Here is a 25,822-nt window from a genome sequence, read left to right on the forward strand (position 1 = left end):
ATTGAAGGGTGCGTCTGATGATTCGATGCCTGCTGCTCGGTTGCCTCCTGCTGCTGAGTGCCTGCGCCAGCCAGGCGCCGCTGCCCGAGCAGACCCCGAGCATGGCGTTGCCGCTGCAATTGCACATCCAGCGCCTGCAGGCCGAACAGCGCCAGGACTGGGTATTGGTCATCCAGCGTGAAGGCCCGGCGATACGCTGGTCGATGATGGACCTGCTGGGCATTCCCCAGGCCCGTCAGAAACTGATCGACGGCCATTGGCACGCCGATGGCCTGTTGCCGCCGAACCCGGAAGCCCGGGAGCTGTTCGCCGCACTGCTGTTTGCGCTGACCCCCAGGGATGAGCTGTCTGGCAACTACCCGGACGCGTGGCAACATGGCGCACAACGCTCGCTGCCAGAGCGCTGGGATGTCCGTTATTCACAACCATTGAGCTTCGAATTGAACCTGCCCAAAGGCCCGAAATATCAAATCACGTCCCTGAGCGGTGACACGCCATGACGGCCTACCTCAATGCCCTCGGGGTCGTCTGCGCCCTGGGCCGCAACAAGCACGAAGTCGCCCGCAACCTGTTTGCCGGCGATTGCTCCGGCATGCGCACCGAGGTCGGCTGGGTGGCGCAGAAGTCATTGCCGGTGGGCGCGGTCACTGGCGAACTCGTACCGATTCCCGCAGAGTTGACCTGCCAACGCAGCCGCAACAATCAACTGCTGATGGAGGCCGCGCTGCAGATTCGCCACGACATCGACCAGGCCATCCAGACTTACGGCCGCGAGCGCATCGGTATCGTGCTGGGCACCAGCACTTCGGGCATCGACGAAGCCAGCCAGGGCCTGGCGCGTTACGTGCGCGAACAGCAATTCCCCGCCGACTACGACTACCAGCAACAGGAACTCGGCGCGCCGGCGAATTTTCTCGCCGACTGGCTGCAATTGAGCGGCCCGGCCTATGTGATCTCCACCGCCTGCACCTCCAGCGCACGCGCGTTGATGAGTGCCCAGCGCCTGCTCGACCTGGGCATCTGCGACGTGGTGCTGTGCGGAGGTGTCGACACCCTGTGCAAGCTGACCCTCAACGGCTTCTCGGCACTCGAAGCGGTGTCCGGGCAACGCTGCAATCCGTTTTCGGTGAACCGCAACGGCATCAATATCGGCGAAGCAGCCGTGCTGTTCCTGATGAGCAAACAGCCTGGCGACACCCAGCCGATTGCCCTGTTGGGCAGTGGCGCCAGTTCCGATGCGCACCACATTTCCGCCCCGGAACCCACCGGCCGTGGCGCCCAGCAGGCGATGCGCAAGGCGTTGAGCCGGGCCGGACTTGAGCCTGAGCAGATCGCCTACCTGAACCTGCATGGCACCGCCACCCAACACAACGACGCCATGGAAAGCCATGCGGTGGCGGCGTTGTTCCCGGCCGGCGTGCCCTGTTCTTCGAGCAAACCCATGACCGGTCATACCCTTGGCGCGGCCGGCGCGCTGGAAGCCGCGTTCTGCTGGTTGAGCCTGAGCAGCGACAACCGCGAGCACCGTCTGGCGCCGCATGTCTGGGACGGCCAGCCCGACCCGGAACTGCCGGCCCTGAAATGGGTGACTCCCGCCGATCGCCTGGCGTCCACTGGACCTCGCTACCTGATGAGCAATTCCTTCGCCTTCGGTGGCAACAACGTCAGCCTGATTATCGGAGACGCCCCATGATTGACTGGCCGCTCGCCGAACTGCTGCCCCATGCTGGCGACATGATCCTCATCGAGCAGATCCTGGCATTCGATGAAGAACAGATTCATACCCGCCTCAGGGTCAAGCCCGACGGCCTGTTCAACCTGCCCGACGGCAGCCTGCCCGCCTGGGTCGGTATCGAGCTGATGGCCCAGAGCGTCGCGGCCTTCGCCGGTTGCCATGCGCGCCAGCGCGGCGATGCCGTGGAGCTGGGCTTTTTGCTCGGTTCGCGCAAGTTCGAATGCAACGTCGACCGTTTCCCCGCCGGCACCGAGCTGACCCTGCACGGCATCCGTTCGCTGGAAGACGACAACGGCATGGGCGTGTTCGAGTGCCACATCAACGCACCCGGCATTCATGCCAGCGCCCGGCTGAACGTGTATCGCCCGCCTCAGGCGGCTCAATATCTTCATGAATCCGAAGGAGTCCAGTCATGACTGAATCCGTACTGGTCACCGGTTCCAGCCGTGGCATCGGCCGCGCCATCGCCCTGCGCCTGGCACGGGCCGGGCATGACATCGTGCTGCATTGCCGCAGTGGCCTGGCGGACGCCCAAGCCGTGCAAGGCGAAATCGAGGCCCTGGGTCGCACTGCGCGCATCCTGCAATTCGACGTGTCCGACCGCGCCGGTTGCAAGGCCAAGCTTGAAGCCGACGTCGAAACCCATGGCGCCTATTACGGCGTGGTGCTCAACGCCGGGCTGACGCGTGATGGTGCTTTTCCGGCGCTGAGCGAGGATGATTGGGATGTGGTGATGCGTACCAACCTCGACGGTTTCTACAACGTGCTGCACCCGGTGATGATGCCGATGATTCGTCGTCGCGCCGCCGGGCGGATTGTCTGCATCACGTCGGTGTCGGGCTTGATCGGCAATCGCGGCCAGGTCAACTACAGCGCCTCCAAGGCTGGCTTGATCGGCGCGGCGAAAGCATTGGCGATCGAGCTGGGCAAGCGCAAGATCACCGTCAACTGTGTCGCACCCGGCCTGATCGACACAGCCATGCTCGATGAAAACGTGCCGGTGGATGAACTGATGAAAATGATCCCCGCAGGGCGCATGGGCACCGCTGAAGAGGTGGCCGGCGCGGTGAATTTCCTGATGTCGGCGGAAGCCTCGTACATCACCCGGCAGGTTCTGGCCGTCAATGGAGGCCTGTGCTGATGAAGCGCGTCGTCGTCACCGGCATGGCCGGCATCACCTCCCTGGGCAGCGACTGGGAAACCATCGCTGGCCACTTCGCGGCCAACCGCAGCGGCATTCGTCGAATGGATGAATGGGACCGCTTCACCGAACTCAATACGCGCCTGGCCGGGCCCATCGATGACTTCAAGGTGCCGAGCTACTGGACGCGCAAACAACTGCGCAGCATGGGCCGCGTTTCACGGCTGGCCGTCGGCGCGGCGGAACAGGCGCTGGCCGACGCCGGACTGCTCGGTGACGAATCGATCAAGGACGGGCGCATGGGCGTCGCCTGCGGTTCCTCGACCGGCAGCACCGACGAGATCAAGGCATTCGGCAACATGCTGCTCAACTCGGTGGCCGAAGGCCTGAACGCCAATTCCTACGTGCGCATGATGCCGCACACCACGGCGGCCAACATCAGCATTTTCTTCGGCCTCACCGGCCGCCTGATCCCCACCTCCAGCGCTTGCACCAGCGGCAGCCAGGGCATCGGCTATGCCTACGAAGCCATCAAGTTCGGCCGCCTGCCGCTGATGCTCGCCGGCGGCGCCGAAGAACTGTGCCCGACCGAAGCCATGGTCTTCGACGCGCTCTACGCCACCAGCCTGAAAAACAGCGCCCCGCACACCACCCCACGCCCCTACGACAAAGGGCGCGACGGCCTGGTGATCGGTGAAGGCGGCGGCATGCTGGTGCTCGAAGAACTGGAACACGCCCTGGCGCGGGGTGCCCGTATCCATGCCGAACTCGTCGGCTTCGGCAGCAATGCCGACGGCCAACACACCACCCGCCCGGAGCAAGTCACCATGCGCCGGGCCATGGAGCTGGCCCTGGAAGACGCGGGCTTGAGCCCTGCCGACATCGGCTACGTCAACGGTCACGGCACGGCCACCGAACAGGGCGACATCGCCGAAACCCTCGCCACCAGCAGCCTGTTCGGCGAACACATGCCGATCAGCTCGCAAAAGAGCTTCCTCGGCCACACCCTTGGCGCCTGTGGCGCACTGGAGTCCTGGTTCAGCATCGAAATGATGAACCGCGATCTGTATGCACACACACTGAACCTTGATGAGGTCGACCCGCACTGCGGCAAGCTGGACTACCTGCGTGGCGAGTTTCGGCAGATGAGCAACCAGTATGTGATGAACAATAACTTTGCGTTTGGCGGGGTGAATACTTCGCTGATTTTCAAGCGCTGGGCGTAAGCAAAATCAAAAGATCGCAGCCTGCGGCAGCTCCTACAGGGAATGGTGTACACCTGTAGGAGCTGCCGCAGGCTGCGATCTTTTCTAACGTGCAATATGGTTTTTTCAGGGTGGATCGAGGTTATCCAGGACCCGATTCACCGCCAGTTCCCCCAGCATGATCGATTGCTGGATCCCCAGCAGTGTGTGGCTCTGCGTGGCGTTCAGGCTCCTCGCGAAGTCGCTCGCCATGACATTGGCTGATGCCAGTGAAACGCAGGCGTACTCCAGCAGGGTGTGGTTGTCGATTTCGGGGGCGATGAGGAAGATATTGCTGGGTTGGTGTGGAGTGTCTGGGTCGGAATCCGGTGGGTTTGAGGTATTGGTCATGATTCAGCGTCCTGACAGTGGGGGCCACACCGAATCGCTACTGATCAAAAGGGTGGCAGCTGTACGCAGGTTAGTAGACCGGGCAAAGCGAAAACCGGCGCGCCCGAAGGCGCCCTGCGCACAGCTACCGTCAAGGGCAGGTATGGACATACCTGCCTATCAGGAGCGCATGTGCACTTCGATTTGCTAAGGGCTACTAAACCCGATCACTGACAATCAGTGACCCGGTTCAAGCTACCGATGGCCCTCAAAACGCACAAGCCGGCCGATTCTGGAGTAGTTGTAGGTAACGCCGCAAGGCGCTGTAGCCTCTCCGGGATAGTTCAGAAATGTCCCACGAGCAGCGGCGAAAAATCTGAGCCTGTGGGAGCGAGCTTGCTCGCGATGGTCGTTAACGATGACGTGGGGTTCCTGGGTGCACGCAGTGTGCTTTGGTTCATCGCGAGCAAGCTCGCTCCTACAGCGGTTCAACCTTGCGTGTGAGCAGTTCAACAAACGCCCGAGCCATCGGCGATTTCTGGTCCTTGCGCTGCACCAGCCACACCGCCGACACCGCCGCTGGATCGAGCAGCGGCCGATAGACCACGCCGTCGATGCGCATGCGCTGGTAAGACGCCGGCAGCACCGAAACACCGAGCCCCGCCGCTACCAGCCCGATGATGGTCATCGCCTCGCCGGCCTCCTGGGCGAAGTGCGGGCTGAAACCGGCGTCCCGGGCCAGGCTTAGCAGTTGCGCGTACAGGCCGCTGCCGTAGCTGCGCGGAAAAAACACAAAGGGCTCAAGCGCCAGGGCTGACAGAAACAAGCCCTCCTCGCTGCCCTCTACCAACGGGTGCTTGGCGCTGAGAACGGCGACCAGCGGTTCGCGCATCAGCTCGACCACACTGAGCGAATCGGGCAGCCCGAGCGGGCGCATGATGCCGACTTCGATCGACTCATCCACCAGCGCATCGGCCACCTGGGTACTGCTCATTTCCCGTAGGTTCAGGTGCACTGCCGGAAAACGCTGGCGAAACGAAAAAATCGCCTGGGGAATGGTCGAGTTGAACGGTGCCGAAGAGGTGAAGCCGATTTTCAGTTCACCCAACTCGCCCAGCTGTGCCCGCCGCGCGACATCCGCCGCCTTGTCCACTTGCGCCAGCACCAACCGCGCCTCTTCCAGGAACAGCCGACCAGCCTCGCTCAGCTCGACCCGACGATTGGTACGTTCGAACAAGCGTGCGCCGACTTCCTGCTCCAGCGCCTGAATCTGCTGGCTCAGCGGCGGTTGCGAGATGCCAAGCACCTGCGCGGCGCGGCCGAAGTGCAGTTCTTCGGCGACGGCGATGAAGTAGCGCAGATGACGCAATTCCATGAATACCCCATTAGGTCGTTAAAGCTATCAAACAGGTCGAACAATATATTGGATTGAATCATTAGCCGGCTATATGCTTTTTTCATTGCCTGACCGGCTGCGCTCCTCCGAGGTCCACCGTGAAAACTGCTGTTGCTCCACTCGCCCATGAAGTCCCACCCACCGCACAGGGCGAAGTCGTCGCCGAGCTGGCGGAGATCTACATTGAAAAAGGCACGCCTGCGTTCATGCGCACGGTACTGGCGCTGTTCTGCGGCGGCTTCGCCACCTTCGCCCTGCTCTACTGCGTGCAGCCGATGATGCCGCTGTTGTCCCACGAATATTCCATCAACGCGGCGCAGAGCAGCCTGATCCTCTCGGTGGCCACAGGCATGCTTGCCATCGGCCTGCTGATCACGGGCCCCATATCCGACCGCATCGGCCGCAAACCGGTGATGGTGGCGGCACTGTTCGCCGCCGCACTGTGCACCATGGCCAGCGCGATGATGCCGAGCTGGCACGGCGTGCTGGTCATGCGCGCGCTGATCGGTTTGTCGTTGAGCGGGCTGGCAGCGGTGGCGATGACCTATTTGAGCGAAGAGATTCACCCGCAGCACATCGGCCTCGCCATGGGCCTGTACATCGGCGGCAATGCCATTGGCGGGATGAGCGGGCGTCTTATCACCGGCGTACTGATCGACTTCGTCAGCTGGCACACGGCAATGCTGGTGATCGGCGGCCTGGCGCTGATGGCGGCAGCGGTGTTCTGGAAAATCCTCCCCGAATCACGCAACTTCCGCCCCCGCTCACTGCACCCGCGTAGCCTGGTCGACGGTTTCACCATGCACTTTCGCGACGCCGGCCTGCCGCTGCTGTTCCTCGAAGCCTTTGTGCTGATGGGGGCGTTCGTCACCTTGTTCAACTACGTCGGCTACCGCCTGCTGGCCGAGCCCTATCACATGGAACAGGCCTTCGTCGGACTGCTCTCGGTGGTGTACCTCTCGGGTATCTACAGCTCGGCGAAAATCGGCTCGCTGGCCGACCGGCTCGGCCGTCGCAAAGTGCTCTGGAGCACGATCGCACTGATGCTCGGCGGTCTCGCCCTGACGATGTTCACGCCATTGCCGCTGGTGATCATCGGCATGCTGATCTTCACGTTCGGTTTCTTCGGCGCCCACTCGGTCGCCAGCAGCTGGATCGGCCGCCGTGCCATCAAGGCCAAGGGCCAGGCATCGTCCTTGTACCTGTTCTGCTACTACGCCGGGGGGAGCATTGCCGGTACGGCGGGCGGCGTGTTCTGGCACCTGGGCGGCTGGAATGGCATCGGTCTGTTCATTGGTGGGCTGCTGGTGGTGGCGTTGCTGGTGGCGTTGAAACTGGCGAAGTTGCCACCGCTGCCGGGAGCCGGCGCGACTATCTGAGTACCATCCGCGCCTCCAGCACCGTGTTGCGCTTTTCCAGGGTCAAGGATTGCAACACGGTGCCATTGCGTTCGATGCGGTCCAGCCAGGCCAGCAAGGCCTTGGCATCACCGCTGAGACTGAGGCGCAACTGATCGCCGTCGGTGTTGACCTGATGCAGTTCCAGCCCCGCCTCGGTGGCGCTTTCACTGACGTGCAGCGACAGCGGCTGGGTGACAAGTTCGCGTGTGCTGCGCGGACGCGCCAGCTGCAGTTGCGCCGCCAGTGCCAGTTGTTGATGGTACAGACGCTCGGCAGTCGCAAGGCGCTGCTGCGTCGGTTGCCAGATCAGGCTGAATGCCGCGATGCCAAAGACAAACACCCCCAACATCAGCAACAGCCGACGTTCGCGCAGCGACAGGCGTTGCCAGCGCTGCGGGAGCGCCAGCCATGGGATCAATCCATTCAGAGTCATGCGCCTTGCTCCAGGGTCAGGGTCGCCCGCACCCGATCGCCTTCCTTGCTCGCGCTGTCGAGTCGCACAGGCAAACCTTGCTGACGGCCACGCTCGCGCAGTAACTCCAGTTCGGTAAAGCTGTTGGCGGTCAGCTGGACTTTCCAGCCATCGCTTTCGCGAAACTCAATGCGCTGGACATCGACGTTGCTGGCACCGATGACTTGCTCGACGAGCTTGACCAGCCCGGCGATATGACCATCCTGGGAGGCCGCATTCGGGCTTTGCAAGGCCTTGAGTTGTAACCCCAGGTCAACGATGCGGGTCTGGTCCGGGTAAAACGCCTTGAATTGCTGCTCGTTGCGGCTGTAAAGCTGACGGGTCTGGTTTTCGAGAAAACCGATACGTGCCGCGCTGGCGCCCCAGTCGAGCAGCAACAGCGCGAGTACGACCAGTCCGCCGAGCCGCCAGGGCAGGCGCTTGCGACGCGCAGCGAAATCACCGTGCAACAGATTGATTGCCTGTCCATGCACCGAGGCCAGCCATTGATCGATATCAGGGCAGTCCTGACGCTCATCGCGCCACTGCACGTCCATGGGCAAGCCCGGCTTGAGCGCCAGCAAATCCTCATCCGACAAGGTCAGGCGAGCCGGCAAGCCGCCCCCGAGCAACCAGCGGCCAAACCAGCGGATACCGAGCGCCTGGTCACGGGGCAACACATCGGCATCGACAAACACGGATCGCACTACAACACCCACTCCGGCAAGCAGCGCGAGCACGTCGGCGAATCGTTCGCGGTCGATCACCATCACCGGGTAGCGACCTTGTGCATCGCGCGCACCGGTGCTCAGGTGCAGCTTTTCCAGGGCTTCGCTCAGTTGCTCTTCGACGGCGAAGGCGATGGCTTGGGCATCAGGCTGGCGCCTGGACGGCCATGGATCACTGATTAACCAACTGCACAGCTCCATGGGCAGCAACACATCGACCTCCTGCCCAACCAGTGCCTGTGCCGCTTGGTCCAAGGGCAAGAGCTGCCGTTCGCCGGTCGAGGTCCATAGGCAACAAGGCCAGGCGAGCGTGGGCAGGGCCAAGCCTTCGGCCGTCAGGTAAAGCCAGGTTTTCATTGCGGTATCTCGTTGAGGGTCGAGGGTCGGACACGCCGTTGCAGGATGTTCAGTTGTCGCGTCTTCGGGTCGCGTTCGACATCGGTGGCCAGACGCAGATGGCCCTGGCCCTGGGTCACTTGCACGGTGATCCGGTACCAGCGGCTGTCAACGCCCAGGCCATGGCTGCTCAAGCCCAAGCCGGATAACAGCGGGTCCTGGGTAAACGCTTGAACGTTTGGCCAGCCTGCCGTGGAACGCTGGCGTACCAGGGCTTCGGCCGTTGCAGGCTCGATACCGTCGAGCGTGCGCAACACCAGCGCCGGTGCCGTGTTGATGTTCGTCGCGGCCTCTACCGGCAACAGCGCGACCCAGGGCGCCAGGCGACTCAACAACTCACCGTCGACACCCGGAAGCAGTCGCAATTGGCTGAGCTCGCGCAACGCCCCCACTTGCTCCAGTTGCAGCGGCGGCAGTTCGAGCAGCACCAGCAAACGCATCCAGCGATTGAGCGTGACTTGGTCGATCTGGCCCTGAATCAACAGGGCATTGACGTTGAAGCGCCCGGCCAGGTCCTCGATATCGACAAGGATCTGCGCGTCTTCAATAGCGAAAGCGCTGGATGGCTGAGCAATCGGGTCGCTATCTTTTTGCTGGGCCTCGAGCAAGCCCAGGCCCCAGGTTTCCCCGGCGACGCCAAGTTGCCGCAGGTGCATCTGCTGCAGCTGTTGCCCGGTGCTTTGCAGTAACGCGCGATGGCTGCGCAGCATGCCGCCGATGATCAACAGCGCCAGGCTCATGACCAGCAACACACTGATCAATGCAACGCCGCGTTGATTGGCCCTCATGGAAATGACCCCGGCAATGACAGCACTCGGCGTATCGCTTCGAAACGCCCTGCCGACACCTGCATTTCCACCGCCAGGGGCGCCTTCTGGTTCGGCCCGGTCGGCCAATCAGCGCGCCAGCCAACCTGACTGTCGTACAGGCGCCAACGCAGGTCTCGAACATCGTCCAGCAGTTTTTGTCGCTGTACGCTCTGCGCCCCTTCTGCCCGGCTGTCGCGCCACAGCACGCCGTTGTCGAGTCGATAGGTCAGCACCTGGCGCTCACTGCGTGGCAAGTCCAGTGGATTACGCCAATTGCTGCGCACCAGTTGCAGCTGCGTCGGGTCAGGCACCACAGGCTGTTGGGCGATGTGCAGCAGGTCGCGTTCGATCACTGCCACGGCGCGTTGCAGCTTTCTGAGTTCTCGTTCGTGGCTCTGGGTGCCCTGCTGCACGCGCACCACACTGTCGAACAGCGTCCAGCTGGCCAGCCCCAGCAATGCGAAAATCGCAATGGCAATAACCAGTTCCAGCAGGGTGAATCCGCCCTGCTCATTCATGCCGATTGGCCATCCAGCCGGTGGCGCGGAACAGGCTGTGGTCACGACCGGCAAGGCCGACCTCGACCTCGACCGCCAACCCATGCGGATCACTCGCCATACGTACGGATTGACGTACAACCCAGTCGCGATCTCCCATGCTCACCACCCGTTGGGACTGTGAAATCACCGGGGACGATTGCAGGCGCAACTCGTTCAGTTGGTTGTCCGCCACCCAGGCCGCGAGAAGGCGCTCCTCGGCAGCGCCCGCCTGTCTCACCACGTATTGGCTGGCGGACAGCACGGCGGTGGCCAGGGTTGCGAAAATCGCCAGGGCCACCATGACTTCAAGCAAGGTGAAGCCACCCATGCGCGATGGCTCAGTCATCGATCATGACCTCGCCGACGCCATCGCTGGACAGGCTCGCCCAGACTCTGTCTTTGCCAGCAAACGTCAGGGAGAAGGTGCTGGTTTCATCGCTGCTGTACAGCTGAATCTGGGGTTGACCGGCATCAGCGCCCAGGCTCATGGAATAGCCCTCCTGTTCAAGGCTCAGGCGCAAGCCGTCGGGCCATCGGTAGAAGGCTGCCAGCGGCTCCCAGCCACGCCCATCGAGGCGCATTGCCCGGTATCCTTCGACGCTCAGTCGCACACCGTATTCCCGCCCCTCGAGCACTGCCTGTTCACGCAGTTGGCGGATGAAACCAGCAAGCGCACCCGCTTCCTGCCTGGCTTGCTGAGCCGGGTTAACGCCAGCAGCCAGACTCACCATGCCCACCAGCACGCCGATCAGGACGATCACGATCATCATTTCCAGCAAGGTAAATCCCCGACATCGGCGTGGCATGCTTCAACCACCCCAGTTGCCGATTTCCGCCGCGTGCCCCTCGCCACCCGTTACGCCATCGGAGCCAAGGGAATACAGGTCATAGCCGCCATCGTCCGATTTCACGCCGGGATTGAGGTACTGATAGGGCGTGCCCCACGGGTCAACGGGCAAGCTTTTCAGGTAACCCTGCGGGTTCCAGCTCCGCGGCGTCGGCACCCCGGAAGGACGCTTGCTCAAGGCCTCCAGCCCTTGTTGCGTGGAGGGGTAGTGGAGATTGTCGAGGCGATACATTTCCAGGGCGGTGCCGATGGCCTGTAGATCGACTCTGGCGGCGGTGACCTTGGCCTGATCGGGACGGCTCATAAACTGCGGCACCACGATGGCCCCCAGGATGCCGATGATGACCACCACCACCATGATCTCGATCAGGGTAAAACCGTGCTGGGACGTTCTGTGACGCAGAGCATTCATGGGTCAATTCACCAATTGGTTGAGGCTGAGAATCGGAAGCAGAATGGCCAGGACGATCAGCAGCACGACGCCGCCCATCAGCACGAGCATGGCCGGCTCGAAAAGGCTCACCACCAGGGCGATACGCGCTGCCAGACTGCTTTCCTGTTGTTCGGCGGCACGGGCCAGCATGCGATCGAGTTCGCCCGCCCGTTCACCACTGGCGATCATGTGCAGCATCATCGGCGGGATGTCGCCGCTCAATTCCAGGCCATGGGTCAGGGTTCCACCCTCGCGGACCGAGCGGGCGACATCGGCCATGCGCGCGCGGATGGTCAGGTTGCCGATCACCGCAGCAGCGATTTCCAGTGCATCGACCAGGGGCACGGCGCTTTTGCCGAGGATGGCCAGGGTGCTGGCAAATCGTGCGGCTTCCATCGCGCGCAGCACGTCGCCACAGACCGGCAGGTTCAACGCCAGGCGATGCCAGCGCAGGCGCCAGGCCCGTTGCCTCAAACTCCAGCGCCAGAGGGCGATCAACAGCGCCAGCGCGACGATCAACAACAGGCCATGGTGGCGCAAGCCGTCACTGGTGCGGATCAACGCCCGAGTCAACCACGGCAACGCCTGGCCACTGTCGACGAAAATCTTCACCACGTCCGGCACCACGTAGCCGAGCAGAAAGCCAACGATGACTACGCTTGCCAACATCAGGATCAACGGGTACACCAGCGCCATCTGGATTTTTTGCCGTGAGGCCTGGCGGGCCTGGGTATACGCGGCCAATTGCTCCAGTACATGGCCCAGATGACCGGAACGTTCGCCGGCGGCCACGGTGGCGCGGAACAGTTCGGGGAACGCCTTGGGAAACTGCTCCAATGCAGTGGCCAGGGCATGACCTTCCATGACCCGGCTCCTGACCGCTGAGAGCAGACTGGCAACCCGGCGCTTGGCACTCTGTTTAGCCACGGCCTCAAGGGACTCTTCCAGGGGCAAACCGGCCTGCACCAGCGTGGACAACTGCAGGGTCAGCAGTGCCAGGTCGGCGGTGCTCAACCGCCCAGGCCTGTTGTCGCCAGCAGCGACGCGGATTTCCTTGATGTCGCGCGGCCACAATCCGCGCTCACGCAACAGTTGCCGCGCATGCCGGGGATTATCGGCCTCCAGCCGCCCCTTGCGCCGCCTGCCCTGATCGTCCTCGGCGCGGTACTCGAATGTCGGCACTGACTAGTCCTCCCGAGTCACGCGCAGCAGCTCGTCGAGACTGGTCAGCCCGTCCAGCACCCGTTGGCGACCGTCCTGGAACAGACTGCGCGACATCTGGCGCGCCTCGTTGGCCATGGCCTGTTCACTGGCGCCCTGGTGAATCAGCGCGGCCAATGCCGGGGTCACGCTGATCAGTTCATAGATGCCAACGCGCCCGCGATAACCGTGCTGACACTGCTCACAGCCCACGGCGCGGAACAGTTGCAACGGCTCCGCGCCCAGCCCCAGACGCTGGCAGGCAGTCGCATCCGCGCTATAAGGCGCCTTGCAATGAGGGCATAATGTGCGCAGTAATCGCTGGGCCAAAACCCCCACCAGCGACGAAGCCAGCAGGTAGGCATCGACCCCCATGTCTACCAGGCGCGTCACCGCGCCGACCGCACTGTTGGTGTGCAGCGTCGAGAGCACCAGGTGACCGGTCAGGGAAGCCTGCACGGCAATTTCAGCGGTCTCGCGGTCCCGGATTTCGCCGACCATCACCACGTCCGGATCCTGGCGCAGGATCGCCCGCAAGCCCCGGGCAAAGGTCATGTCGACTTTCGGGTTGACCGGCATCTGCCCCACGCCCGGCAGGTGGTACTCAATGGGATCTTCGACCGTGAGGATGTTGCGGGTCTGGTCGTTCAGACTGTTGAGAGCGGCGTACAGGCTGGTGGTCTTGCCGGAGCCGGTGGGCCCGGTCACCAGCAGAATGCCGTGGGGTTTGCCCAGCAAGTGACGCAGGTCCCGCAGGATGTCCTCCGGCATGCCCAGGCGCGACAACTCAAGGCGCCCGGCCTGTTTGTCGAGCAAGCGCAGTACCACCCGTTCGCCGTGTGCCGAGGGCAGGGTCGAGACCCGCACATCGACTTCATGCCCGGCCAGGCGCAAGGCCATCCGGCCATCCTGGGGCACGCGTTTTTCAGCGATATCCAGGCGCGCCATGACCTTGATGCGCGACACCAGCAGCGTCGCCAATTCGCGTCGAGGCCGGAGCATTTCCCGTAATTGTCCGTCGACCCGCATGCGCACCGACAGGTACTGCTCGAAGGTTTCCAGATGCACATCGGAAGCGTGCTCGCGCATGGCCTCGCTGAGCAGCGCATTGATCAAGCGGATGATCGGCGCGTCGCCCTGCTGTTCCAGCAGATCAGCGGTTTGCGGCACCTTGTCCACCAGGCTGAGCAGGTCAAGCTCTTCGTCGAGCCCTTGGGCCACCTGCTCGGCGGCACTCTGGCCCTCGCGGTAGGCGGCCGCCAGGCGTGTGGCAAATACCTCGGAGGCCAGCACCCGCAGCGGCAGCTCGCGAGCACATACCCGGCGGGCTTCCGCCAAAGCGGTGAGCGGCGTATCGGCCCGCACCGCAAGGCTCGACTCGCCGCCTTCGCACTCCAGCAGCACACCGAACCGACGGGCGAAACCAAAGGGCAGTTGGGTCATGGCGTGTTCGGCGCCGGCTTGCGCAGGTCGAACATCGGCGCATCGGAAACCGGTTCGAACAGCTGACGTGAATCCGCCGGCAGCAGCAACGAGTTGTTATCCAGCGCCCCCGACTGGCTCAAATCACGCAGCGCGTTGTAACGTTGCTGGCTGATGCCGCTCAGGTCTTCCTTGCTGCGCACGATCGTGGGCCGCAGGAACACCATGAGATTGCTTTTGCTCTGGGTGTCCCGGTTCCAGCGAAACAGAGCGCCCAGGTAGGGAATATCCCGCAGCAGCGGCACCCCGCTTTTCTGGGTCCTGACGCTGTCCCTGATCAACCCGCCAATCACGATGATTTCGCCATCGTCGGCCAGGATGGTGCTCTTGAGGGCGCGCTTGTTGGTGATCAGGTCCGAAGAGTCGATGCCTGATACCGAGGGTGCGATGTCCGACACTTCCTGCTCGACCTCCAGCCGCAGCGTCGAGCCTTCGTTGATGTAAGGCTTGATCTTCAGGCTGATGCCCACGTCCTTGCGTTCGACGGTGGTGAACGGATTGTCCGCACCGTTGCTGTTGGTGGCGTAGGAGCCGGTCTTGAACGGGACGTTCTGGCCGACGATGATGTGCGCTTCCTGGTTGTCCAGGGTCAACAGGCTTGGTGTAGAAAGCAGGTTGCTGTGTGTGTTGCTGGCCAGGGCCGAAATCAACGCGCCAAAACGATCACTGCCCAGGCGCAAAATCGCGCCTTCGGGTGCGGATTTTTTCTCGTCGAAATTCAGGCCGCCAACAATCGGGATATCGGTGCCGGGAAAATTGATGAAGCCTTTCGCATCCCCCGTACTAAAGCCCCATTGCACGCCAACGGCCTCGGCGATGTCCCCGGAAATCTCGACGATGGCGGCATGGATCAGTACCTGCGCGCGCGGCTGGTCCAACTGGCGCACGATGCTTTCGATGGTCCTGACCTGCTCCGGCTCGGCGATCAGCACCAGCGCATTCTGGCTTTCGTCGGCCTTGATCATGAAGGCCGTGCCAGGCGCTGTGTCCTTGCTGCTGCCAAGGGCTGGAGGCGCTTTTCGGCCTTGTCCCATGCTTTCCAGAATTTCCGCCAATTGCTTGGCATCGCTGTGACGCAGGCGGATCACCCGGGCATTGTCCGCAGTCGCCGTGGCAGGAACATCGAGACCGCGTGCCAACTCGGCCAAGCGTTGGCGAACGGCTGACGGGCCAATCAGGATCAGGCGGTTGGTTCTGCTGTCGGCCAATACCTGGATCGCGCTCTCGGCAGTGCGCTTGCCCAGGGAAGCTTCCATCACGGGGGCCACGTCACTGGCCCGGGCGTGGCGCAATTGCACCACCGCGTGCATGTTGCCTTGTCCGGAGTCCAGTTGGCGGATGACCTGGACGATGCGATGCGCGTTGGCCGCCGTCTCCGTGACCACTACCGCATTGGCCGACACGGATGGCCCGACATAACCGTTGGCCGAGACCAATGGCCGGACCAGCCCGGCGATGTCGGCGGCACTGCTGTTATTGAGCTCGATCACCCGGGTGACAAATTGCGAGGGCGTTGCGTTTTTTGCAGGGCTGGTGCCGGCGCGCGTCCTGGCTTCGGTTACTGGCGTGATCAGGATCCGGTCACCTTCATCGATCACCGTGAAGTTGTGGGCGTCGAGCACCCCGTAGAACAAGCGGCGGACGCCTTCGCGATCAAGGGCTTGTTGAGACATGACGGTGATGCGTCCGGAGACCCTGGGATCAAGCACCACGGTGGTTCCCAAAATGCCGGAGATCTCTTCGACGATGTCGCGCAGCTCGGCGTTGTTCATCGCCAGCTGCCACTTTTCTTGCGCCGCCTGCGACGTACCCGACAAGGCCAAGCTCGCCAGAACGACAAGTACAAGCATGGAGCGCAAGGCCTGCACGCCAATGAAACAGTTCATGATGTTGATCACTCTGACGGCCCGGAAACCGGGCGTAGATAACGCGTAGAAATAGCCGAAGCCTGGCTGTCGCCTGGCGACCCGAGTCGGCGAAGGAAACGCGCGACAGGCGGTTGCAGCGTTAATCGCTCTTCCCGCCCCTTGTTCCACAGCACAACTTGATTGGCTTCGACGCGACGCAGGACGCTGCCACCGGGCAAGCGTTCGCCCACCAGGTACATACGCGAGCCTTGGGCATCGGCGAGCAACGCTTTGGACAAACCGTTGCTGAGGATAAAACTGGCCTGCAAGGTCAGCGGCTCGGCACTGGCCAGCAATGAGGTGCCTTGCGTCAGCCCCAGCACCGATGCCACTGCAGTGGCATCCAGCGCTACAGGGGCGGGAACAGAGGCTGGCGCCACCACCGGCAGAGGCGGCGAGGCGAGGCGCTCACGGAAGTGCCACTCCTGCCAGATCAGCAGCGCTGCATAACCCAGCGGCATGACCAGCAGGCCAAGACGGCTCATCACCTTCCCCGAATTCTTCACGAGTGGCTCACTCGAGCCGTTCGATAACCCGAAACCGTCATTTGCAACTCGATAAAAAAGTGAAGCTTCAGGCAACCTTTTCAGGTCACCTGAAGTACTGCGAGGGACTTAGAGTTTGTCCCAGGCCATGTGCCAATGCGGACCGATGCCAGTACCAGGTTCGAAACCATTGGCAGACGGGCTGTACTGCTTGCAATAACCGGACGCGGGGAATGGCTTGCACTCAAAGACTTCATTAGTCTTCGGCTGCAACACCTTGGTACCGGCGGTGTACTCGCTGAGGCCTTCCGGGAACACGAAGTCGTAGTCGGCACCGGCGCCTTCACCGGTCAGTTGGGTCACCTGGGTATCCTGGCGGATGGTCCGGCCATCCAGGGTCGTGCCGACCAGCGTCAGGGTGTGCTTGCCGGGGTTGCTGCGAACATCGATGGCCAGCCAGGACGAGCCGCTGTCCGCTTGCGCGGAAGTGGAACCTACCGGCTTGTTGCCCTCATCGAACAGCGTCGCTTCGACGTTCATCTTGCGATTGGAAAGGATACTGAAATCGATCCTGGCCACACCTTTTTCCAACAGATACTCAGCTTGCCGGGAAGCGACCGACAGTCGAGCCGCAGCATCTTCCTGCATCTTCAACTGCACTTCGTAGCGTATTACGCCGCTGTCTTTTTGCGCATACACGCTGTTGTTGCCCTTGACCGGTTCGATCGTGCCGTTTTCATCTCGGACGCCCGCACGGATAAGGGCATGAGCCTTGTTGATGGCTTCTGCCAACTTGAACGACCAGTTGTTTGGCGCGCCTTCCTCTGCACTATTGATGGAGATTTCAACGCTGTAGTCGGGGCTTTCGCCATTAGCGGTGAACGCGCGGGCCTTGACCTTGTCACCGACCAGCAACGAGGTTGACGGCGCGATACTGCCCACGGAAGACCAACCGCCCGGAAGTTCCGGCTCGGCAAGGATGTTCACATCCGCGGCATTATAAAAAGCTGCATCGGTATCACCGACCGTCCAGATCGCCAGGATGACGTGTTGACCGGTTTTGTCGTTGGGGATGTTGCAGTTGTGTTTGGCACCCGACTCCGGCCTCTGGTTGCTGCCATCGATGGTGCAGAACGGCGTGCTTTCGAACGTTGCCCGCTTGAGTGCTTCGTTCGGGTTCCAGCCGTTGCGGGTGATGAAATACTCATGTTTGGTGGCCGGATGCACAGCCGTGTAGCGCCACTGGAAATCGATGTTGCGATCCTTGATTTCCGTCATCTGCCAACGGGTGGCCGATTGGGCGTCCAGCGCCGAGAACAACGAGTGACCACCACTCGGGATCTTGCCATCGACCGGCCCTTGCAGAGGCGCGCCGCCAACACCTGCAGGAAAACCCTTGAAGGTTTCACCGACACTTTGAGGTTCGTATTGGGCGCCACCGCAATTGGTATTCACGCCTTTTTGGCAAAGCAGTGCACGGGAAGGCGGTACTTCCAGATAGCCATGCGCGGAAACACTTTGTGACGCCAACATTGCCGATAACAGGATCATTGAAGAAGTGCAGGCGGCCGATGCACTTCCCTTGTAGTTAGTATTTTTCATCCAATAAATTCCAGACTGCTTATCGAAGATCAGGGCGCGTATTGCTTGCGCCGTTAAATGCAATTGAGCTCAACAATGGTGAGCACTGATCTGTAAATCTACTTGGATGAAAGCGATTTATATGTAGGGAAAATCGCTACTTACACGAGGACTTTTCCATTTAATTGTTTATCTGACACAGAATGAAAAAAATCTTACAAGAGGCAACCATTAGATTGGAGAGAAAAACTTAGTATAAAAAAGCCCGTCCGGCACCAGGCCGGACGGGCTATATACAATTTGAACGCAATTATTCGTGATACTGCGCCGACAACTCATGCACCGCGCGCAGGAAGGCGCCGGCGTTTTCCGGATCGACTTCCGGGGTGATCCCATGGCCGAGATTGAACACATGGCCGCTGCCCTTGCCGTAGCTGGCGAGGATGCGTCCGACTTCGGCGCGGATCGCTTCCGGCTTGGCGTAAAGCACGGTTGGGTCCATGTTGCCTTGCAGGGCAACTTTGCTGCCGACACGTTCACGGGCGCTGCCGATGTCGCAGGTCCAGTCCAGGCCCAGTGCATCCGCGCCAGCGTCGGCGATGCTTTCGAGCCACAGGCCACCATTCTTGGTGAACAGGATGACCGGCACCTTGCGGCCTTCGTGCTCGCGGATCAGGCCGCTGACGATTTTCTTCATGTAGGCCAGGGAGAATTCCTGGTACGCCGCCGCCGAGAGGCTGCCACCCCAGCTGTCGAAGATCTGCACCGCTTGCGCACCGGCCATGATCTGGCCGTTGAGGTAGCTGGTGACGGTCTGCGCGAGCTTGTCCAGCAGCAGGTGCAAGGCTTGCGGGTTATCGTAGAGCATGGTTTTGGTCTTGCGGTAGTCTTTCGACGAGCCGCCTTCGACCATGTAGGTGGCCAGGGTCCACGGGCTGCCGGAGAAGCCGATCAGCGGCACGCGGCCGTTCAGTTCGCGGCGGATGGTGCTGACCGCGTCCATCACATAGCCCAGGTCTTTGTGCGGATCAGGAATCGGCAGGGCTTCGATGTCGGCCAGGGTGCTGACGACTTTCCTGAAGCGCGGACCTTCGCCGGTTTCAAAGTACAGGCCTTGGCCCATGGCATCGGGAATGGTCAGGATGTCGGAGAACAGGATCGCCGCGTCCAGCTGCGGATAGCGGTCGAGCGGTTGCATCGTGACTTCGCAAGCGAACGCCGGGTTCATGCACAGGCTCATGAAATCGCCGGCCTTGGCACGGCTGGCGCGGTATTCAGGCAGGTAGCGACCGGCCTGACGCATCATCCACACGGGGGTGACGTCTACGGGTTGCTTGAGCAGGGCGCGCAGGAAACGGTCGTTCTTCAGGGCAGTCATGTCGGCATCCGGAAAAAAAGTGCGGGCATTTTCTCAGAGCCGGACGTAAAAGGCACGGATGCAGGTCAGCCTTTTGTCTATCGGGTCAATTTGTCGCGCTGAAATGCAGGCTTTGCAGCACCCCAAAACACTGTGGGAGCTGGCCTGCCGGCGATGCAGACACCTCGGTTTGTCAGATAAACCGAGGTGCCTGCATCGCCGGCAGGCCAGCTCCCACAGGTATTGCATTCCAGGATTGGAAGTTGATCAGACGCCCAGGTAATCCAGAATCCCTTCAGCCGCATTACGGCCTTCGAAGATCGCCGTCACCACCAGGTCGGAACCGCGCACCATATCGCCACCGGCGAAGATTTTCGGGTTGCTGGTCTGGTGCTTGTACTGACCTTGTTCCGGGGCGACGACGCGGCCCTGGCTGTCGGTCTGGATGCTGAACTGCTCGAACCACGGCGCCGGGCTTGGGCGGAAACCGAAGGCGATGACCACGGCGTCGGCCGGGATGATCTCTTCGGAGCCCGGGATCGGCTCGGGGCTGCGACGGCCACGGGCGTCCGGTTCGCCGAGACGGGTCTCGACCACTTTCACGCCTTCGACCTTGTCTTCGCCAACGATGGCGATCGGCTGGCGGTTGTAGAGAAATTTCACGCCTTCTTCCTTGGCGTTCTTCACCTCTTTGCGCGAGCCTGGCATGTTCGCTTCGTCACGACGATAGGCGCAGGTCACCGATTTGGCGCCCTGGCGGATCGACGTACGGTTGCAGTCCATCGCCGTGTCGCCACCGCCCAGTACCACGACCTTCTTGCCTTTCATGTCGACGAAATCTTCCGGCGACTTTTCAAAGCCCAGGTTGCGGTTGACGTTGGCGATCAGGAAGTCCAGCGCGTCGTACACGCCCGGCAGGTCTTCACCGGCGAAGCCGCCCTTCATGTAGGTGTAGGTGCCCATGCCCATGAATACGGCATCGTATTCTTCGAGCAGTTGCTCCATGGTCACGTCCTTGCCCACCTCGGTGTTGAGGCGGAACTGGATGCCCATGCCAGTGAAGACTTCGCGGCGATTGCTCAGCACGGTCTTTTCCAGCTTGAACTCGGGGATGCCGAAGGTCAGCAGACCGCCGATTTCCGGGTTCTTGTCGAACACCACCGGGGTCACGCCGCCGCGCACCAGCACGTCGGCACAGCCCAGGCCCGCCGGGCCCGCACCGATGATCGCGACACGCTTGCCGGTCGGCTTGACCTTGGACATGTCCGGGCGCCAGCCCATGGCGAACGCGGTGTCGGTGATGTACTTCTCGACCGAACCGATGGTCACCGCGCCGAAGCCGTCGTTGAGGGTGCAGGCACCCTCGCAGAGACGGTCCTGCGGGCACACCCGGCCACAGACTTCCGGCAGGGTGTTGGTCTGGTGCGACAGCTCGGCGGCCTGGAGGATGTTGCCCTCGGCCACCAGCTTCAGCCAGTTGGGAATGAAGTTGTGCACCGGGCACTTCCATTCGCAATACGGGTTACCGCAACCCAGGCAGCGGTGGGCCTGGTCGGCCGACTGCTGGGGTTTGAACGGTTCGTAGATTTCCACGAACTCTTTCTTGCGTTGACGCAACAGTTTCTTCTTCGGATCCTTGCGCCCGACCTCGATGAACTGGAAGTCATTATTCAGACGTTCAGCCATTTTAAAACCTCATCAAACTCTTCAGGCGCATATCACTGCGGGTTGGCACGGGTGCTGGAAAGCAACGACTTCAGGTTGGCAGCCTTGGGCTTGACCAGCCAGAAACGACGCACGTAATCATCGAGGTTCTCGGCGAGCTCACGACCCCACTCGCTGTCGGTTTCCTCGACGTACTCGTTCAGCACGCGTTGCAGGTGGCTACGGTAGGCTTCCATCGCCTCGCCGCTGATCCGCTGGATTTCCACCAGTTCGTGGTTGACCCGGTCAACGAAGGTGTTGTCCTGGTCGAGCACGTAGGCGAAACCGCCGGTCATGCCAGAGCCGAAGTTATAACCGGTCTTGCCCAGGACGCAGACGAAACCACCAGTCATGTACTCGCAGCAGTGATCGCCAGTGCCTTCCACGACGGTGTGGGCACCGGAGTTACGCACGGCAAAACGCTCACCCGCGGTACCGGCGGCGAACAGCTTGCCGCCGGTGGCGCCGTACAGACAGGTGTTGCCGATGATGGCACTGTCCTGGGTCTTGTAGATGCTGCCCTTGGGCGGAACGATCACCAGCTTGCCGCCGGTCATGCCCTTGCCGACGTAGTCGTTGGCGTCGCCTTCCAGGTACATGTTCAGGCCGCCGGCGTTCCACACACCGAAGCTTTGACCGGCCGTGCCTTTGAAGCGGAAGGTGATCGGCGCGTTGGCCATGCCCTGGTTGCCGTGCTTGCGCGCGATATCACCGGAGATCCGCGCGCCGATGGAACGGTCGCAGTTGCAGATATCCAGGGCGAATTCGGCGCCGCTCTTGTCGTTGATCGCCGAGGTGGCCATGTCGACCATTTTCTCGGCCAGCAGACCCTTGTCGAACGGCGGGTTACGTTCCACGCCGCAGAACTGTGGCTTGTCCGCCGGCACGTGATCGCTGCCCAGCAACGGAGTCAGGTCGAGGTGATGCTGCTTGGCGGTCTGTCCTTCGAGGACTTCCAGCAGATCGGTACGGCCGATCAGCTCTTCGAGGGAGCGCACGCCCAGCTTGGCCAGCCACTCACGGGTTTCTTCGGCGACGTAGGTGAAGAAGTTCACCACCATGTCGACGGTACCGATGTAGTGGTCCTTGCGCAGCTTCTCGTTCTGGGTCGCGACGCCGGTGGCGCAGTTGTTCAGGTGGCAGATGCGCAAGTATTTGCAGCCCAGGGCGATCATTGGCGCAGTGCCGAAGCCGAAGCTTTCAGCGCCGAGGATTGCCGCCTTGATCACGTCGAGGCCGGTTTTCAGGCCGCCGTCAGTTTGTACCCGGACTTTGCCGCGCAGGTCGTTGCCGCGCAGGGTCTGGTGGGTTTCGGCCAGGCCGAGTTCCCACGGAGCGCCCGCGTATTTGATCGAGGTCAGCGGCGATGCACCGGTACCGCCATCGTAGCCGGAGATGGTGATCAAGTCCGCATAGGCCTTGGCCACACCGGCAGCGATGGTGCCGACGCCCGCTTCCGCTACCAGCTTCACCGAGACCAGCGCCTTCGGGTTGACTTGTTTCAAGTCGAAAATCAGCTGCGACAAGTCTTCGATCGAGTAGATGTCGTGGTGCGGTGGCGGCGAGATCAGGGTCACGCCCGGCACTGCGTAACGCAGCTTGGCGATCAGACCGTTGACCTTGCCCCCTGGCAGCTGACCGCCCTCGCCTGGCTTGGCGCCCTGGGCGACCTTGATCTGCAGCACTTCAGCGTTGACCAGGTATTCCGGAGTCACACCGAAACGGCCGGTGGCAACCTGCTTGATTTTCGAGCTCTTGATGGTGCCGTAGCGCGCCGGGTCTTCGCCGCCTTCACCGGAGTTGGAACGCGCACCAAGGCGGTTCATGGCTTCGGCCAGGGCTTCGTGAGCTTCAGGCGACAGGGCGCCCAGGGAGATACCGGCGGAGTCGAAGCGCTTGAGCACCGACTCCAGCGGTTCGATCTCGCTGATATCCAATGGCGTGTCGAGGGTTTTGACTTTCAGCAGGTCGCGGATCATCGACACCGGGCGGTTGTCCACCAGCGATGTGTATTCCTTGAACTTGCTGTAGTCGCCCTGCTGCACAGCGGCTTGCAGGGTGTTGACCACATCCGGGTTGTAGGCGTGATATTCGCCACCGTGGACGAATTTCAGCAGGCCGCCCTGCTGGATTGGCTTGCGCGGGCTCCAGGCTTCGGTGGCCAGGGCTTTCTGCTCGGCTTCGATATCGACGAAACGCGCACCCTTGATGCGGCTCGGTACGCCCTTGAAGCTCAGGTTGCAGACTTCCTCGGACAGGCCGATGGCTTCGAACAGTTGAGCGCCACGGTACGACGTGATGGTCGAGATACCCATCTTCGACAGGATCTTCAGCAGGCCCTTGGTGATGCCTTTACGGTAGTTCTTGAACACCTCGTAGAGGTCGCCCAGCACTTCACCGGTACGGATCAGGTCGCCCAGCACTTCATACGCCAGGAACGGATAAACGGCAGAGGCGCCGAAACCGATCAGCACGGCGAAGTGGTGCGGGTCACGCGCGGTTGCGGTTTCCACCAGGATGTTGGAGTCGCAACGCAGGCCCTTCTCGGTCAGGCGGTGGTGTACCGCACCAGTGGCCAGGGAGGCGTGGATCGGCAACTTGCCCGGGGCAATGTGACGGTCACTCAGGACGATCTGCGTACGACCGGCGCGCACGGCTTCTTCAGCCTGATCGGCAACGTTGCGGATCGCAGCTTCCAGACCGATGCTTTCGTCGTAGTTGAGGTCGATTTTCTGGCGTTCGAAGCCCGGACGATCGAGGTTCATCAGCGAGCGCCACTTGGCCGGGGAAATGACCGGCGAGCTGAGGATCACGCGCGAAGCGTGTTCCGGCGACTCCTGGAAGATGTTGCGCTCGGCACCGAGGCAGATCTCCAGCGACATGACGATGGCTTCACGCAGCGGGTCGATCGGCGGGTTGGTCACCTGCGCGAACTGCTGGCGGAAATAGTCGTACGGCGTACGCACGCGCTGGGACAGCACGGCCATCGGCGTATCGTCGCCCATCGAGCCTACGGCTTCGTAGCCTTGCTCGCCCAGTGGACGCAGCACCTGGTCGCGCTCTTCGAACGTGACCTGGTACATCTTCATGTATTGCTTGAGCTGATCGACGTCGTAGAACGCCGAACCGTGGTCGTTGTCCTCCATGGTCGCCTGGATGCGCAGGGCATTCTTGCGCAGCCATTGCTTGTACGGATGACGGGACTTCAAGCGGTTGTCGATCGCATCGGTGTCGAGGATCTGACCGGTTTCGGTGTCCACGGCAAAGATCTGGCCCGGGCCAACGCGGCCCTTGGCGATCACGTCTTCAGGCTGGTAGTTCCAGACACCGATTTCCGACGCCAGGGTGATGAAACCGTTCTTGGTGGTGACCCAACGCGCCGGACGCAGACCGTTACGGTCGAGCAGGCACACCGCGTAGCGACCGTCGGTCATTACCACGCCGGCCGGGCCGTCCCACGGTTCCATGTGCATCGAGTTGTATTCGTAGAACGCACGCAGGTCCGGGTCCATCGTCTCGACGTTCTGCCACGCAGGCGGAATGATCATCCGCACGCCACGGAACAGGTCGATGCCACCGGTGACCATCAGCTCCAGCATGTTGTCCATGCTCGAGGAGTCGGAACCGACGCGGTTGACCAGCGGGCCGAGCTCTTCCAGGTCCATCAGGTCGTTGCTGAACTTGGTGCGACGGGCCACGGCCCAGTTGCGGTTGCCGGTGATGGTGTTGATTTCGCCGTTGTGCGCCAGGAAGCGGAACGGTTGAGCCAGCGGCCATTTCGGCAGGGTGTTGGTGGAGAAGCGCTGGTGGAACACGCAAATCGAAGTTTGCAGGCGCTCATCGCTCAGGTCTGGATAGAAGGCGGTCAGGTCCGCCGGCATCATCAGGCCTTTGTAGATGATGGTCTTGTGCGAAAAGCTGCAGACGTAGTGGTCGGTATCGGCGGCGTTGGCCACCGATGAACGACGACGGGAGGTGAACAGCTTGACGGCCATGTCCTGGTCGCTCAGGCCTTCGCCACCGATGTACACCTGCTCGATCTGTGGCAGGCGCTCAAGGGCCAGGCGGCCGAGGACGCTGGTGTCGATCGGCACTTTGCGCCAGCCGACGAGGGACAGGCCGGCAGCCAGGATCTCGCGGTTCATGTTCTCGCGAGCAGCCTCGGCTTTGACCGGGTCCTGGTTGAAGAAGACCATGCCCACCGCGTATTGCTTGGGCAGTTCGACGCCGAACGTTTCCTGGGCGATGGCTCGCAGGAATACGTCCGGCTTTTGAATCAGCAGACCGCAACCGTCACCGGTCTTGCCGTCAGCATTAATCCCACCGCGGTGGGTCATGCAGGTCAGGGCCTCGATGGCCGTTTGCAAAAGGGTATGACTGGGCTCGCCCTGCATATGGGCAATCAGGCCGAAACCGCAGTTATCCTTGAATTCATCTGGTTGGTACAGACCTGCTTTCATAGACACTTTCTCACCAGGCTGCCTCTTGTCGAGGCAAATTTCTTTTCAATTCAACCACTTACCATCCGCGCCGAACGTACGCCAGCTTTGCGGGGGCAAAAGGGAGGTCATTGTACACACCGACACTTGGCCTCACAAATTTGGCGACGAAATGTCGCAAATCTATGTCGCATTTGTGAAAGGTTTAAAGCGATCCG

The 25,822-nt window shown here is 61.7% G+C and carries 23 protein-coding genes; 6 read left to right on the plus strand and 17 right to left on the minus strand.

Features of this window, described 5'->3' with window-relative positions; genetic code table 11:
* The first annotated feature begins 17 nt into the window (after window positions 1–17).
* The 5 genes from SOP95_RS05110 to SOP95_RS05130 are packed head-to-tail and all read left to right on the plus strand — an operon-like array spanning window position 18 to window position 4,102.
* Window positions 18–500, plus strand: a complete 483-nt coding sequence (locus tag SOP95_RS05110) for a hypothetical protein (RefSeq protein ID WP_323606466.1) — start codon at window positions 18–20, stop codon at window positions 498–500.
* Complete coding sequence (locus SOP95_RS05115; RefSeq protein WP_323606467.1) at window positions 497–1,693, plus strand: beta-ketoacyl-[acyl-carrier-protein] synthase family protein; 1,197 nt, start codon at window positions 497–499, stop codon at window positions 1,691–1,693. The genes SOP95_RS05110 and SOP95_RS05115 overlap by 4 nt, the downstream gene beginning before the upstream one ends.
* Window positions 1,690–2,151, plus strand: coding sequence for a hotdog family protein (locus SOP95_RS05120; protein WP_274076072.1), 462 nt, complete (start codon window positions 1,690–1,692; stop codon window positions 2,149–2,151). The genes SOP95_RS05115 and SOP95_RS05120 overlap by 4 nt, the downstream gene beginning before the upstream one ends.
* Window positions 2,148–2,876 carry a 3-oxoacyl-ACP reductase FabG gene (gene fabG, locus SOP95_RS05125; protein ID WP_323606468.1) on the plus strand — a complete coding sequence of 243 codons (729 nt, stop codon included), beginning with the start codon at window positions 2,148–2,150 and terminating at the stop codon, window positions 2,874–2,876. The genes SOP95_RS05120 and fabG overlap by 4 nt, the downstream gene beginning before the upstream one ends.
* The gene (locus SOP95_RS05130) at window positions 2,876–4,102 is read left to right on the plus strand and encodes a beta-ketoacyl-ACP synthase (protein ID WP_323606469.1); all 1,227 of its coding nucleotides are present in this window, start codon (window positions 2,876–2,878) and stop codon (window positions 4,100–4,102) included. Before fabG ends, SOP95_RS05130 begins: the two co-directional genes overlap by 1 nt.
* A gap of 105 nt (window positions 4,103–4,207) precedes the next feature.
* Here SOP95_RS05130 and SOP95_RS05135 read toward each other — a convergent pair whose 3' ends face one another.
* Complete coding sequence (locus SOP95_RS05135; RefSeq protein ID WP_323606470.1) at window positions 4,208–4,471, minus strand: DUF6124 family protein; 264 nt, start codon at window positions 4,469–4,471, stop codon at window positions 4,208–4,210.
* Window positions 4,472–4,928: 457 nt separating this feature from the next.
* Window positions 4,929–5,825 (minus strand): LysR family transcriptional regulator, encoded by an 897-nt coding sequence (locus SOP95_RS05140; RefSeq protein ID WP_323606471.1) that lies wholly within the window; start codon window positions 5,823–5,825, stop codon window positions 4,929–4,931.
* A 119-nt stretch (window positions 5,826–5,944) separates the two neighbouring features.
* On the opposite strand from SOP95_RS05140, the gene SOP95_RS05145 reads away from it, so the two are divergent.
* Window positions 5,945–7,225: an MFS transporter gene (locus SOP95_RS05145; RefSeq protein ID WP_323606472.1), complete on the plus strand. Its 1,281-nt coding sequence runs from the start codon at window positions 5,945–5,947 to the stop codon at window positions 7,223–7,225.
* Here SOP95_RS05145 and gspM read toward each other — a convergent pair.
* The 15 genes from gspM to gltB form a co-directional block, all read right to left on the minus strand.
* A complete protein-coding gene (gene gspM, locus SOP95_RS05150) occupies window positions 7,218–7,679 on the minus strand; it encodes a type II secretion system protein GspM (protein WP_323606473.1) in 462 nt (153 codons plus the stop codon). The genes SOP95_RS05145 and gspM overlap by 8 nt on opposite strands.
* Window positions 7,676–8,782 (minus strand): type II secretion system protein GspL, encoded by a 1,107-nt coding sequence (gspL, locus tag SOP95_RS05155; protein WP_323606474.1) that lies wholly within the window; start codon window positions 8,780–8,782, stop codon window positions 7,676–7,678. The genes gspM and gspL overlap by 4 nt, the downstream gene beginning before the upstream one ends.
* Window positions 8,779–9,609, minus strand: a complete 831-nt coding sequence (locus tag SOP95_RS05160) for a type II secretion system protein GspK (RefSeq protein WP_323606475.1) — start codon at window positions 9,607–9,609, stop codon at window positions 8,779–8,781. The genes gspL and SOP95_RS05160 overlap by 4 nt, the downstream gene beginning before the upstream one ends.
* A complete protein-coding gene (locus SOP95_RS05165; RefSeq protein ID WP_274076081.1) occupies window positions 9,606–10,148 on the minus strand; it encodes a type II secretion system protein GspJ in 543 nt (180 codons plus the stop codon). Before SOP95_RS05165 ends, SOP95_RS05160 begins: the two co-directional genes overlap by 4 nt.
* Complete coding sequence (gene gspI, locus SOP95_RS05170; RefSeq protein ID WP_274076082.1) at window positions 10,141–10,515, minus strand: type II secretion system minor pseudopilin GspI; 375 nt, start codon at window positions 10,513–10,515, stop codon at window positions 10,141–10,143. Before gspI ends, SOP95_RS05165 begins: the two co-directional genes overlap by 8 nt.
* Window positions 10,508–10,975 carry a type II secretion system minor pseudopilin GspH gene (gspH, locus tag SOP95_RS05175; RefSeq protein WP_274076083.1) on the minus strand — a complete coding sequence of 156 codons (468 nt, stop codon included), beginning with the start codon at window positions 10,973–10,975 and terminating at the stop codon, window positions 10,508–10,510. The genes gspI and gspH overlap by 8 nt, the downstream gene beginning before the upstream one ends.
* A gap of 3 nt (window positions 10,976–10,978) precedes the next feature.
* Window positions 10,979–11,428 carry a type II secretion system major pseudopilin GspG gene (gene gspG / locus SOP95_RS05180; protein WP_323606476.1) on the minus strand — a complete coding sequence of 150 codons (450 nt, stop codon included), beginning with the start codon at window positions 11,426–11,428 and terminating at the stop codon, window positions 10,979–10,981.
* A 3-nt stretch (window positions 11,429–11,431) separates the two neighbouring features.
* Window positions 11,432–12,631 carry a type II secretion system inner membrane protein GspF gene (gene gspF / locus SOP95_RS05185; RefSeq protein WP_323606477.1) on the minus strand — a complete coding sequence of 400 codons (1,200 nt, stop codon included), beginning with the start codon at window positions 12,629–12,631 and terminating at the stop codon, window positions 11,432–11,434.
* Between the two features lie 3 nt (window positions 12,632–12,634).
* Window positions 12,635–14,092: a type II secretion system ATPase GspE gene (gene gspE / locus SOP95_RS05190; protein ID WP_323606478.1), complete on the minus strand. Its 1,458-nt coding sequence runs from the start codon at window positions 14,090–14,092 to the stop codon at window positions 12,635–12,637.
* Window positions 14,089–16,017 carry a type II secretion system secretin GspD gene (gspD, locus tag SOP95_RS05195; protein WP_323606479.1) on the minus strand — a complete coding sequence of 643 codons (1,929 nt, stop codon included), beginning with the start codon at window positions 16,015–16,017 and terminating at the stop codon, window positions 14,089–14,091. Before gspD ends, gspE begins: the two co-directional genes overlap by 4 nt.
* Before the next feature lie 8 nt (window positions 16,018–16,025).
* Entirely contained in the window at window positions 16,026–16,523 is a 498-nt protein-coding gene (locus SOP95_RS05200) for a type II secretion system protein N (RefSeq protein WP_323606480.1), read from the minus strand.
* A 129-nt stretch (window positions 16,524–16,652) separates the two neighbouring features.
* Complete coding sequence (gbpA, locus tag SOP95_RS05205) at window positions 16,653–18,125, minus strand: N-acetylglucosamine-binding protein GbpA (protein ID WP_323606481.1); 1,473 nt, start codon at window positions 18,123–18,125, stop codon at window positions 16,653–16,655.
* Window positions 18,126–18,414: 289 nt separating this feature from the next.
* On the minus strand, window positions 18,415–19,482 hold the full coding sequence (hemE, locus tag SOP95_RS05210; protein ID WP_323606482.1) for a uroporphyrinogen decarboxylase: 1,068 nt from the start codon (window positions 19,480–19,482) through the stop codon (window positions 18,415–18,417).
* Window positions 19,483–19,728: 246 nt separating this feature from the next.
* Window positions 19,729–21,147, minus strand: a complete 1,419-nt coding sequence (locus tag SOP95_RS05215; RefSeq protein ID WP_175389976.1) for an FAD-dependent oxidoreductase — start codon at window positions 21,145–21,147, stop codon at window positions 19,729–19,731.
* A 32-nt stretch (window positions 21,148–21,179) separates the two neighbouring features.
* Window positions 21,180–25,625, minus strand: a complete 4,446-nt coding sequence (gene gltB / locus SOP95_RS05220) for a glutamate synthase large subunit (RefSeq protein ID WP_323606483.1) — start codon at window positions 25,623–25,625, stop codon at window positions 21,180–21,182.
* Window positions 25,626–25,822: the final 197 nt, after the last annotated feature.

Origin of the sequence: Pseudomonas sp. YuFO8, assembly GCF_035065025.1 — a bacterium.
GTDB classification, from domain to species: domain Bacteria; phylum Pseudomonadota; class Gammaproteobacteria; order Pseudomonadales; family Pseudomonadaceae; genus Aquipseudomonas; species Aquipseudomonas putida_AE.

Bases quoted from the DNA above. Each gene is read 5' to 3' on its own strand.
- SOP95_RS05110 (WP_323606466.1), top strand. From the start codon at position 18: ATGATTCGATGCCTGCTGCTCGGTTGCCTCCTGCTGCTGAGTGCCTGC.
- SOP95_RS05115 (WP_323606467.1), top strand. From the start codon at position 497: ATGACGGCCTACCTCAATGCCCTCGGGGTCGTCTGCGCCCTGGGCCGC.
- SOP95_RS05120 (WP_274076072.1), top strand. From the start codon at position 1,690: ATGATTGACTGGCCGCTCGCCGAACTGCTGCCCCATGCTGGCGACATG.
- fabG (WP_323606468.1), top strand. From the start codon at position 2,148: ATGACTGAATCCGTACTGGTCACCGGTTCCAGCCGTGGCATCGGCCGC.
- SOP95_RS05130 (WP_323606469.1), top strand. From the start codon at position 2,876: ATGAAGCGCGTCGTCGTCACCGGCATGGCCGGCATCACCTCCCTGGGC.
- SOP95_RS05135 (WP_323606470.1), bottom strand. From the start codon at position 4,471: ATGACCAATACCTCAAACCCACCGGATTCCGACCCAGACACTCCACAC.
- SOP95_RS05140 (WP_323606471.1), bottom strand. From the start codon at position 5,825: ATGGAATTGCGTCATCTGCGCTACTTCATCGCCGTCGCCGAAGAACTG.
- gspM (WP_323606473.1), bottom strand. From the start codon at position 7,679: ATGACTCTGAATGGATTGATCCCATGGCTGGCGCTCCCGCAGCGCTGG.
- gspL (WP_323606474.1), bottom strand. From the start codon at position 8,782: ATGAAAACCTGGCTTTACCTGACGGCCGAAGGCTTGGCCCTGCCCACG.
- SOP95_RS05160 (WP_323606475.1), bottom strand. From the start codon at position 9,609: ATGAGGGCCAATCAACGCGGCGTTGCATTGATCAGTGTGTTGCTGGTC.
- SOP95_RS05165 (WP_274076081.1), bottom strand. From the start codon at position 10,148: ATGAATGAGCAGGGCGGATTCACCCTGCTGGAACTGGTTATTGCCATT.
- gspI (WP_274076082.1), bottom strand. From the start codon at position 10,515: ATGACTGAGCCATCGCGCATGGGTGGCTTCACCTTGCTTGAAGTCATG.
- gspH (WP_274076083.1), bottom strand. From the start codon at position 10,975: ATGCCACGCCGATGTCGGGGATTTACCTTGCTGGAAATGATGATCGTG.
- gspG (WP_323606476.1), bottom strand. From the start codon at position 11,428: ATGAATGCTCTGCGTCACAGAACGTCCCAGCACGGTTTTACCCTGATC.
- gspE (WP_323606478.1), bottom strand. From the start codon at position 14,092: ATGACCCAACTGCCCTTTGGTTTCGCCCGTCGGTTCGGTGTGCTGCTG.
- gspD (WP_323606479.1), bottom strand. From the start codon at position 16,017: ATGAACTGTTTCATTGGCGTGCAGGCCTTGCGCTCCATGCTTGTACTT.
- SOP95_RS05200 (WP_323606480.1), bottom strand. From the start codon at position 16,523: ATGAGCCGTCTTGGCCTGCTGGTCATGCCGCTGGGTTATGCAGCGCTG.
- gbpA (WP_323606481.1), bottom strand. From the start codon at position 18,125: ATGAAAAATACTAACTACAAGGGAAGTGCATCGGCCGCCTGCACTTCT.
- hemE (WP_323606482.1), bottom strand. From the start codon at position 19,482: ATGACTGCCCTGAAGAACGACCGTTTCCTGCGCGCCCTGCTCAAGCAA.
- SOP95_RS05215 (WP_175389976.1), bottom strand. From the start codon at position 21,147: ATGGCTGAACGTCTGAATAATGACTTCCAGTTCATCGAGGTCGGGCGC.
- gltB (WP_323606483.1), bottom strand. From the start codon at position 25,625: ATGAAAGCAGGTCTGTACCAACCAGATGAATTCAAGGATAACTGCGGT.